We start from the raw sequence: 9730 nt of genomic DNA, 5'->3' as shown, positions 1-9730 counted from the left end.
CTATTGCGCGGTGAAGGGCGGTGTTCTTATGGTCGAGAATGGAAGCGACGTCTCGGTCTCGACCCGCGCCGCAGTGACCGGCGATCTGCCCGAGCTGGGCGATACGATCCTGAAACGGTTTCAGGCCGAGGATGACGCCGCGAAGACCAAACAGGCCGACTCCACCCGGCTGCATCTGCTCGCGATCCGGCAGCTGGTGGCGAGCCTCGACGGCGCGCAGGCTCGGAGGGATTGGACATGACCAACTCGCCGGAAGACCCGGAACAGACGGAGGAGCCGATGGAGAGCGCCGCGCGCCGCCACGCCGCCCGGATCGAGAAAGCCCGAGAGGAGGGTGACATCCCGCTGGCAAGACGGCTGGGCCAGATCGGTGTGCTCGGATGGATCGTGGTGCTGCCGATGCTCGCGGGGGCCGCGGGTGGCAGATGGATCGACCGGAGCGCCCAGTCGGGCATCTTCTGGACCGCCGCGCTGATGATGGTGGGGCTTGTCGTGGGGTGCTGGCTGGGCTGGCGCTGGGTGCAGCAGCAATGAGCGGGACGATGGTTCTTCTCGGTCTGGCGAGCCTCGCCCTCGGCATCGGCGTGGGCCTCGTGCATTTCGCGCTGCTGCGGGCGGGAACGGATGCGATGCTGCTCGAAAGCAAGGCGCTGAAGGCGATCGCGCTGACCGTGCTGCGTTTCGGGCTGACGATCGGGGGCCTCGTGGGCTGCGCGCTTCTGGGCGCGGTGCCGCTGCTGGCGGCGGCGCTCGGGATCGGCATCGGGCGGATGCTCACCCTGCGACGCGCGAGGTCCGCATGAATTCGCCCCTGGAGACCACCGTGCTGTTCTGGATCGGCCCCGTGCCGATCACGCAACCCGTCGTCACGACATGGGTGCTGATGGTGGTGATCGTGGCCGGGTGCTACGCGCTGACCCGAAACCTCAGCCTCAAGCCCGGGCGGCGCCAAGCGGCGCTGGAACTGCTGGTGACGGTGCTCGACACCCAGATCCGCGAAACGATGAGCGTCGCCCCCGACCGCTACCGCACCTTCCTCGGCGGGTTGTTCCTGTTCATCCTGATCGCGAACTGGTCCTCGCTGATCCCGGGGGTGGAGCCGCCAACCGCCAATCTGGAAACCGACGCGGCCCTTGCATTGCTCGTTTTCGTTGCAGTGATCGTCTACGGAATCCGCGCGGGCGGCGTGCGTGGCTATCTGCGCAGCTTCGCGATGCCGACGCCGCTGATGATCCCGCTGAACCTCGTCGAGACGCTGACGCGCAGCTTCTCGCTGCTGATCCGCCTGTTCGGCAATATCATGAGCGGGGTCTTCGTGATCGGCATCGTGCTCTCGCTTGCGGGGCTGTTCGTGCCGATCCCCTTCATGGCGCTCGATCTGCTGACCGGTCTTGTTCAAGCCTACATCTTTACCGTCCTCGCCATGGTCTTCATCGCGGCGGCAGTGGCGGAATCCCAAACCTCCCACGGATCCGGAAAGGACTGATCATGGAATATATTGAAGTGGCGAGCGTTATCTCGGCTGCCGCGGCTGTGGCCTTCGGGGCGCTCGGCCCCGCGCTTGGCGAGGGGCGCTCGGTCGCGGCTGCGATGGACGCGATCGCCCGCCAGCCCGAGGCCGCCAACGCGATCTCGCGCACGCTCTTCGTCGGGCTCGCGATGATCGAGACGACGGCGATCTACTGCCTCGTGATCGCGCTTCTGCTGCTGTTCGCCAACCCGTTCATCGGCTGATCATGACACTGGACTGGTGGACGCTCGGGCTGCAGACGCTCAATGCGGCGGTGCTGATCTGGCTTCTGAGCCGGGTGCTTTGGCGCCCGATCGTGAGTGCCATCCAGGCGCGACAGGCCGAGGCGGACAAGCAATTGAGCGATGCGAGCGAGACCGCACGCAAGGCCGATGAGGCAAAGGCGCTGGCCGAGGCCGAGCTCGATCAGGTCGGCACGCGCAAGTCCGAGATGCTGGCGCAGGCGCAGACCGAGGCCGAAGCCGCGCGCAAGGCGCTTCTGGATCACGCCCGCGCAGAGGCCGCCGATATGGCCCGCACCGCAGAGGCCGAACGCGCCGCCCGCGCGGAAGAGGCCGAGAAGCGTTATGCCGCGCGCGCCGCCGATCTGGCGCAGCGCATGGCCGAACGGATCGGCGCGCGCCTGTCGCGGCCCGCACTGCTCGAAGCTTACGCAACGGATCTTCTGGCGCAGGTCGCGGCCCTCGACACGGAAGATCGCGCGGCACTCGGCTCGGAGAAACTGATGCTGCGGATCAGCGAGGCGACAGAGGCCGGTTACGGAGAGGCCTTCGCCGACCGGCTTGGAAAGACCTTGGGCGAAGAGATCAGCCCCGCGATCAAGACGGATGCGGAGCTGATCTGCGGCCTCGCGCTGGAGACCAAGCACCTGCACCTCGAAAGCTCATGGGCCGCCGATCTCGCCCGGATGCGCAAGGAGGTGGCCAATGACACCCAATGATCCCGACGAGTGGCTGGACCGCAGCCTCGAGGCCATCGCGCGTGCGCCGCTCGGTCCCGTCGTGCGCCGCAGCGGGCGGGTGGAGCGCGTGTCCGACGGCGTTGCGATGGTGTCGGGCCTGCCCGAAGCCCGCGCCGGCGAGCGGCTGGTCTTCGAGGGCGGGCAATCGGGCTTCGTGCATGTGCTCGACGAAGAGACCCTCGCGGCGGTGTTGCTCGACGATATCGCGGGCGTCGCACAGGGCGATGCGGTCACCGGCACGGGCGACGTGATGCGGGTGCCGGTCGGGCCGGGACTGCTGGGCCGGATCGTCGATCCGCTCGGGCGGCCCCTCGACGGGCTCGGCCCAATCACGACCACGGCCAAACACCCGGTCGAACGCCCCGCCCCGGCGATCATCGACCGCGCGGCGGTGGTGGAGCCGATGCAGACCGGCACGCTCGTGGTGGATGCCCTCTTCGCGCTTGGACGGGGCCAGCGCGAGCTGATCGTGGGCGACCGTGCGACCGGCAAGACGACGATCGCGCTCGACACGATCCTGAACCAGAAAGACGGCGACGTGACCTCGGTCTATGTCGCGATCGGGCAGAAGACCTCCTCGGTGGAGCGCGTGATCGAAACCCTTCGGCGTAACGGGGCGCTGGCGCGCACCATCGTCGTGGTGGCCGGGCCGTCGACGCCGCCGGGGATGCAATGGCTCGCCCCTTTCGCAGGCATGACCATGGCCGAAGAGCTGCGCGACACCGGCGGCCACGCGCTGATCGTGCTCGACGACCTCACGCGCCACGCCGCCTCGCATCGCGAGCTTGCGCTGCTGACCCGCCAGACGCCGGGGCGCGAGGCCTATCCGGGCGACATCTTCTATCTTCACGCCCGGCTTCTAGAACGCGCCGCACGGCTGTCGGACGCATTGGGCAGCGGCACGCTGACCGCCCTGCCGATTGCGGAGACAGATGCGGGCAACCTCGCGGCCTTCATCCCGACCAACCTGATTTCGATCACCGACGGGCAGATTGCGCTGGACGCCAAGCTGTTCAACCGCGGCCAGAAACCCGCCGTGGATGTCGGCACGTCGGTCAGCCGGGTCGGCGGCAAGACGCAGGCGCGCAGTCTGCGCGACGCCGCGGAGTCGATGCGGCTCGATTATGCGCAGTTCCTCGAACTGGAGATCTTCACGCGTTTCGGGGGGATGCCCGACACGCGGGTGAAGGCGCAGCTTGCGCGCGGGCGGGCGGTGCGCGCGGTGCTGGCGCAGATCCAGCACGCGCCGCTGCGCCTCGCCGATGAGGTGGCGCTGGTTCTGGCAGTGCAGACGGGGCTTCTCGACGGGTTGGAGCCTGCGCAGATCGACGCGCTGCGCGCGGCGCTGCCCGATGCGCTCGATGCGGCGGGGCTGTCTGGGGCGGATTTCTCCGCCACGCTCAGCGAGGGTCTGCATGACCAGATCGTGCAATGCCTGAAAGGGCTTTTGCCGGAGCCTTCAAAATGAGCGAGCAGCTTGCCGAGATCGAAGCGCGGATCGGCAGTATCCGCACGCTCGCCTCGGTGATCCGGGCGATGCGCGCCATCGCGGGCGCACGCGTGCGCCAAACAGAGGGAGAGCTTGCCTCGGTGGATCTGCACGCGGCGACGGTGAGCCGTGCGCTCGACCGGGTCCTGTCGCTCGCGCCCACACCGCCCAAACCCGAAGGGCCGCCGCTCACCGTTCTGTTTCTGGCCGAGCAGGGCTTTGCGGGATCGTTCAACGCCCGGCTTCTGAGCGAGTTGGGCGCGCCGCCCGGCGGTCTCGTCGTGATCGGCACGCGCGGCGCGGCGCTGGCCGCCGAGCAAGGCCTGAATGCGCTTGCGCAGTTCCCCCTGCCCTCGCACGGCCCGGCGGTTCCGCCCTTCGCCGACCGGCTGGCCGAGACGCTGCTGCAACTGGCGGGCCGCGCCCCGATCGACGCATTCTACGCCCAGACGGAGGATGGCAGCTGGAAAGCCCGCCGCCGCCGTATCTTCCCCCGCCCGACCCGGTCGACCCCGCCCCCAAGCCAGCCGCCCCTGCTGACGCTGCCGCCCGCGCAGCTTTGCGCGTCGCTCTTTGCCGAGCTGCTGCATGCGGAGCTGTGCCGCGTGGCGTTGCATGCCACGGCGGCGGAAAACACCGCCCGGATGCTCGCCATGGCGTCCGCCCAGGGAATGACCGAACGCAAGCTCGACGCGCTGCAACAGACCGCGCGGATTTCGCGCCAGGAGTCGGTGACGACCGAGATTCTGGAGCTGTCGGCCGGCGTCACGTCCAGCTGAGATGTGCCCCCACCGCCCCGCCGTACACAGGCATCGCTTGAAAAGCGCGCCCGCATGCAACAAGACTTGGGCTCGAGCAGAAACGAGGCCGATGTGACGCAAGAGATGTCCCCCGAGGCGCAACCCGGGTCGGGAGATGACCCGATCGACATGCGGATCATGGCGATTTTTCCCGAGTTGACCCCCAGCGAGAAACGCCTTGCCGAGGTCGTGCTCGAAGCGCAGTCGACCCTGTCGAGCTATACGGCTGCGGAGCTGGCCGAGAGCGCGGGGATTTCCTCTGCCACGGCGGCGCGCTTCTTCAAGCGGCTGGGCTATCGCAATTACAACGAGGCGCGGCTGCATTCGCGGCGCAACGGAAGCTGGGGCTCGCCGCTGAGCGAGTTGAGCGACGGTACCGAGCCGGGACAGCTCGCCGATCACTTCGCGCAGGATATGCAGAACCTGACCCGCAGCACCGAGATTCTGTCCGAAGACGCCGTGAGCGACGCGGTCGAGCATCTCGCCTCGGCGCGCCGGATCTGGGTGCTGGGCTACCGGAATTCGCGGGCGCTTGCGATCTATGCCCGCGCCCTGCTGCTCAATCTGAAATCGGACGTGCAGCTTCTGCCCTATGAGGGCGCCTCGCTTGCCGAGGATGTCGCGGGGTTCGCGCCGGGCGATGTGCTGCTGGCGATCGGGCTGCGGCGCAGGCCGCGCGCGCTCGGCGAGGTGATGACGGTCGCGCGCGAGGCGGGCATCCCGACGATCCTGATCGGCGACCCCACCGTGGCGCAGACCGCGCGGCACGCGACGATCACCCTGCGCTGCCACAATCGCGGGCAAGGCATCTTCGACAGCACGGTCGTCGCGATGAGCCTGATCAACTTTCTCTGCTCGAGTCTGGTGGACTCGCTCGGCCCCGAAGTGCGCGCCCGACTCGCCCGGATCGAGGACCTTCATGCGCGGTTCGACGACCTCGGCCCGCCCCCGGAGAGCCTTGAGGCGCTCACCAAGGCTGCAAAACAGGAGAAATAGCGCCCAAAAACTGCGCACAGCTCGAATGAAAGCGTATTTTCATTTTTAGGATTTTGTGAAATAATTCTTTCCTGCGAAGGTGACCTCGCCATCTCATGCAGCGAAAGGATATGCCATGGATCGCCGACTATTCCTGAAATCTGCGCTTGCGGGCACCGCTCTCGGGGCGTTCGGCCCGGCGGGACGAGCGCTGGCCGCGACCGATCTTCTTTGGATGACCTGGGAGAACCTCGCGAAAGACGACTATCTCGCGCCCTTCCTCGACAGCCATGACGTCGACCTGACCAAAACCTTCATCGGCACCGATGACGAGCAATTCGCGAAACTGCGCGCCGGCGGGGCCTCCTCGGTGGACCTGATCACGCCCGGCCTCGACAAGGTTTCCTACTACACCGCCTCGGACCTTCTGCAGCCGATCGACTTCGACAAGGTGCCGAACGCGAAGCTCCTCTACGACACGTTCAAGAAGACCGATCTGGGCAATACGGACGGCCAGACCTACGGCATCCCCTTCTATTGGGGCATCAACCCGATCGTCTATCGCGCCGACCTGATGGATGAAGAGCCCGACTGGTCGGTCTTCTTCGAGGGCGACAAATACAACGGCAAGCTCGCGATGCGCGACTACGCGCTCGAAGGGATCATGATCGCCGCGATGTATCTGGGCATTCCGCGCGACGAAATGTTCACGATGGACGACAAGCAGCTCGCCGAAGTGAAAAAGGTGCTGATGATCCAGAAGAGCAAGCTGCGCACCTACTGGAACTCGATCGGCGACCTGACCAACCTCTTCGCGACCGGCGAAGTGGTCTGCGCCTTCTCCTGGGTGCCGCCCTATTACGACCTGAAGGAAAAGGGTCTCGACATGGGCATGGCCAAGCCCAAGCAAGGCGTCATCGGCTGGTGCGACACGATCGCCGTGCCCAAGGGCGTCGAGGGCGCGCGCCGGGACTCGGTCTTCGAACTGGTCAACTACCTGCTCGGCCCGACCTACGGCAAAATGCTCGCTTATGGCGGCCCCTATGCGCAATCGACCTCCGCCGCGCGCGACGAGATCGACGAAGCCCAGCAGGAAAAGATCTTCATCAAGGACCTGTCGGTGATGGATAACTTCGTCTGGAAGCAAAATCCGCCGCGCTACAACGACTGGGTCGCACTCTGGAACGAAGTGAAGGCCAGCTAAGAATGACCGAGGCAGGTTCCGGGCCGACGGGTGGGCAGGGGCAGACAATGCCCCTGCTCCGCGCGCGTGCCCTGTGTAAGACATATGGCACCGTGCAGGCCGTGCGCGGTGTGAATTTCCGGCTCGACGAGAATTCCTACGTCACGCTGCTGGGGCCTTCGGGCTGCGGCAAGACCTCGATCCTGCGCATGATCGGCGGGTTCGAGGAGGTGAGCGAGGGGATGCTCGAGCTTGACGGCAAGAAGATCAACGACGTGTCCGCAAGCGCCCGCCCGATCAACACTGTTTATCAAAGCTATGCCCTCTTCCCGCATCTGAGCGTGCTCGAAAACGTGGGCTTCGGGTTGCGCTACAAGGGGCTGAGCCGCAAGGAAGAGCGCGAAAAGGCCCGCGCGGCGCTGGAAACCGTGCAAATGACCGCGATGGCGGATCGTCGCCCGCGCCAGCTCTCGGGCGGGCAGCAACAGCGCGTGGCGCTGGCCCGCGCGATTGCCAACGAGCCGCGCCTGCTGCTGCTGGACGAGCCGCTTTCCGCGCTCGACCGGCGGATGCGCAAGGACATGCAGATCGAGCTGAAAGACCTGCAGCGTCGGCTGAAAATGACCTTTCTTCATGTCACCCACGATCAGGAAGAGGCCTTCGCGCTCTCGGATTGGATCATCGTGATGCGGGACGGGATCATCGAGCAACAAGGCGCGCCGGATACGATCTATCGCCGCCCCGAGACCGCTTATGTGGCCGATTTCATAGGAGGCGCGGCCTGCGTGCCGGGCAAGATCACCGACACCGCCATCGGCGCCTATGAGATCGAGACCCCCTTGGGCCAGTTCGCGACACCCGGCGTGCGCGGTCTCAAAGCCGGCTCCCCCGCCGTGCTGTGCCTGCGCCCCGAGCAACTCTTCCTCGACCCGCAGGGCCGGATTTCCGCGCGCGTGACCCATGCCGTTTATCGCGGCGCGGAGTGGCTCGTCGAAGCCGAGGCCGCGGGCATAACGCTGGCGCTGACCGTAGGCAATGACGACGTACCCGAGATTGGCGCGGAGATCCGCATCGGTTTCGACCCGGCGCAGGTCTGGATCGCGCGGACCGAGGCCGAACAGAAGGCGGACCGGGCCACGGAGGCCAAGCCATGAGCCTGCGCGTCGGCACGCTCCTCGCCGCCCCGGTGACGGCCTTCCTGCTGGCGCTTTGCGTGGCGCCGCTGCTGATCCTCTTCGCCTACAGCTTCTTCAGCGTCGATTTCGTCGCGATCTCCTACGACCCGTCTTTCGCGAATTACGCAAAGATCGCAGGCTCTGCGACCTATCGCGGGCTGATCCTCAAGGCCTTCGGCTCGGGCGCGCTGGTCGTCGCGATAACCGCCGTGATCGGCTACCCGGTCGCGTGGTTCCTCGCCAAACGTGCGGGTGCGATGAAATCCGCGCTGCTGACGCTGCTGCTCGTGCCGCTTTACTCCGGCGATCTGGTGCGGGTGTTCGCTTGGCGCGTGCTTCTGGGCGCCGAGGGGGTCATCAACCGCTCGCTGATCTGGGCGGGTGTCACCGACGCGCCCATTCAGGGGCTGCTGTTCTCGCCCCTCGCGACCAATATCGCGCTGACCTACAACTACCTGCCCTTTATGGTGATCGGGCTATGGCTCGCCTTCGAGAACCTCGATGACCCGTGGCTGGAAGCCGCCGCCGATCTGGGCGCGCGCAGCCCCAGCCGCTTCGCCCGCGTGACCCTGCCGCTGACCTTCCCCGGCCTTGTCGCCGGTGGGCTGATGGTCTTCGTGATGGTGGTCGGCGATTACCTCACACCGCAGCTGCTGGGCGGGGCCTCGGGGATCACCGTGATCTCGGCGATCAACGACCTCTTCGGGACCGCGTTCGACTGGCCGCTGGGCTCGGCCATCGCCTGGACGATGCTCGCGATCCTGATGGCTTTCTTCGCCGTGGGCGCGATGCTGATCCGCCGCTCCAGCCTTGTGGGAGGGTCCTGAAATGTCGCGCCTCTCCACGCTTTGGGTCTGGGCGGTCTTCGCCTTCATGTATTTGCCGATCGCGATGATCGCGCTGTTTTCGGTCAACGATTCCAAGATCATGTCCCTGCCCTTCTCGGGCTTCACCCTGAAATGGTACGCCGAGGTGATGGGCGACGGGCGTCTGGGCGGGGGCTTCCTGACCACGCTCAGCGTCGCCTTCCCCGTCGCGATCTGCGCGACGCTTCTGGGCGGGCTCGCAGCGCTTGCGATCAGCTTCTACCCGATGCGCGGTCGTGGCATCTTCGCGGTGCTGCTGCTCGCGCCTTTCCTGATCCCGAAGCTGATCCTCGCCGTGGCGCAGCTGATCATGTTCAACGAGACCGGGGTGGAGCGCAGCCTGCTCACGGTGATCGCCGCGCAGACGGTGATCGTGCTTCCCTTCTCGACGCTGGTGATCGCCTCGGTGCTGATCCGGATCGACCGCGGGCTGCTGGAAGCGGCCGCCGATCTGGGGGCCTCGGGCTTTTCGGCCTTCCGCCGGGTGGTACTGCCGCTGATGGCCAACGGGCTGATGGCGTCGTGGGTCGTGGCCTTCGTGCTGTCCTCGGCCGAATACGTCCTGACCGCTTTCGTCTCGGGCCGCGCGCAACCGCTTTCGGTGCTCGTCGCCTCCGACTTCCGCTTCGCGCTCTCTCCCTCACTCAACGCACTCGCCGTGATGATCGTCTTCGGCAACATCGCCCTCGTGGCGCTGGCCGAGCTGATCCGCCGCCGCGCCTCCAAGACGGGGGCCTGAGCGCGATGACC

General features: G+C 66.5%; 13 protein-coding genes. All 13 read left to right on the top strand.

Annotated features, from left to right (window positions below; translation table 11 throughout):
• On the top strand, nucleotides 1-241 hold a 241-nt coding region (locus B3D39_RS17760), incomplete at its 5' end, for a hypothetical protein (protein ID WP_414718029.1).
• Nucleotides 238-534 carry an AtpZ/AtpI family protein gene (locus tag B3D39_RS17755; RefSeq protein WP_274962110.1) on the top strand — a complete coding sequence of 99 codons (297 nt, stop codon included), beginning with the start codon at nucleotides 238-240 and terminating at the stop codon, nucleotides 532-534. The genes B3D39_RS17760 and B3D39_RS17755, both read left to right, overlap by 4 nt.
• An 8-nt stretch (nucleotides 535-542) precedes the next feature.
• Nucleotides 543-803 (top strand): ATP synthase subunit I, encoded by a 261-nt coding sequence (locus B3D39_RS17750; RefSeq protein WP_274962111.1) that lies wholly within the window; start codon nucleotides 543-545, stop codon nucleotides 801-803.
• Nucleotides 800-1486: a F0F1 ATP synthase subunit A gene (locus B3D39_RS17745; RefSeq protein WP_083079541.1), complete on the top strand. Its 687-nt coding sequence runs from the start codon at nucleotides 800-802 to the stop codon at nucleotides 1484-1486. Before B3D39_RS17750 ends, B3D39_RS17745 begins: the two co-directional genes overlap by 4 nt.
• Before the next feature lie 2 nt (nucleotides 1487-1488).
• Nucleotides 1489-1734: a F0F1 ATP synthase subunit C gene (locus B3D39_RS17740; protein WP_078519861.1), complete on the top strand. Its 246-nt coding sequence runs from the start codon at nucleotides 1489-1491 to the stop codon at nucleotides 1732-1734.
• 2 nt (nucleotides 1735-1736) lie between these two features.
• Nucleotides 1737-2471, top strand: a complete 735-nt coding sequence (locus tag B3D39_RS17735; protein WP_274962112.1) for an ATP synthase F0 subunit B — start codon at nucleotides 1737-1739, stop codon at nucleotides 2469-2471.
• Nucleotides 2458-3960, top strand: a complete 1503-nt coding sequence (locus B3D39_RS17730; RefSeq protein ID WP_274962113.1) for a F0F1 ATP synthase subunit alpha — start codon at nucleotides 2458-2460, stop codon at nucleotides 3958-3960. The genes B3D39_RS17735 and B3D39_RS17730 overlap by 14 nt, the downstream gene beginning before the upstream one ends.
• Nucleotides 3957-4760, top strand: coding sequence for a F0F1 ATP synthase subunit gamma (locus tag B3D39_RS17725; RefSeq protein ID WP_168174730.1), 804 nt, complete (start codon nucleotides 3957-3959; stop codon nucleotides 4758-4760). The genes B3D39_RS17730 and B3D39_RS17725 overlap by 4 nt, the downstream gene beginning before the upstream one ends.
• A gap of 54 nt (nucleotides 4761-4814) precedes the next feature.
• Nucleotides 4815-5777 carry a MurR/RpiR family transcriptional regulator gene (locus tag B3D39_RS17720; RefSeq protein WP_274962114.1) on the top strand — a complete coding sequence of 321 codons (963 nt, stop codon included), beginning with the start codon at nucleotides 4815-4817 and terminating at the stop codon, nucleotides 5775-5777.
• Nucleotides 5778-5892: 115 nt separating this feature from the next.
• Nucleotides 5893-6960, top strand: coding sequence for a substrate-binding domain-containing protein (locus B3D39_RS17715; RefSeq protein WP_274962115.1), 1068 nt, complete (start codon nucleotides 5893-5895; stop codon nucleotides 6958-6960).
• A gap of 47 nt (nucleotides 6961-7007) precedes the next feature.
• Nucleotides 7008-8093, top strand: coding sequence for an ABC transporter ATP-binding protein (locus tag B3D39_RS17710; RefSeq protein ID WP_286789929.1), 1086 nt, complete (start codon nucleotides 7008-7010; stop codon nucleotides 8091-8093).
• Nucleotides 8090-8941 (top strand): ABC transporter permease, encoded by an 852-nt coding sequence (locus B3D39_RS17705; RefSeq protein WP_274962117.1) that lies wholly within the window; start codon nucleotides 8090-8092, stop codon nucleotides 8939-8941. The genes B3D39_RS17710 and B3D39_RS17705 overlap by 4 nt, the downstream gene beginning before the upstream one ends.
• 1 nt (nucleotide 8942) lies before the next feature.
• Nucleotides 8943-9719, top strand: a complete 777-nt coding sequence (locus tag B3D39_RS17700; protein ID WP_274962118.1) for an ABC transporter permease — start codon at nucleotides 8943-8945, stop codon at nucleotides 9717-9719.
• Nucleotides 9720-9730 lie beyond the last annotated feature (11 nt).

This window comes from Thioclava sp. UBA3469 (assembly GCF_002378135.1).
GTDB lineage: Bacteria > Pseudomonadota > Alphaproteobacteria > Rhodobacterales > Rhodobacteraceae > Thioclava > Thioclava sediminum.
Note: the sequence above shows the minus strand (reverse complement) of the source record. Positions and strands in the feature narration are given on the sequence as shown.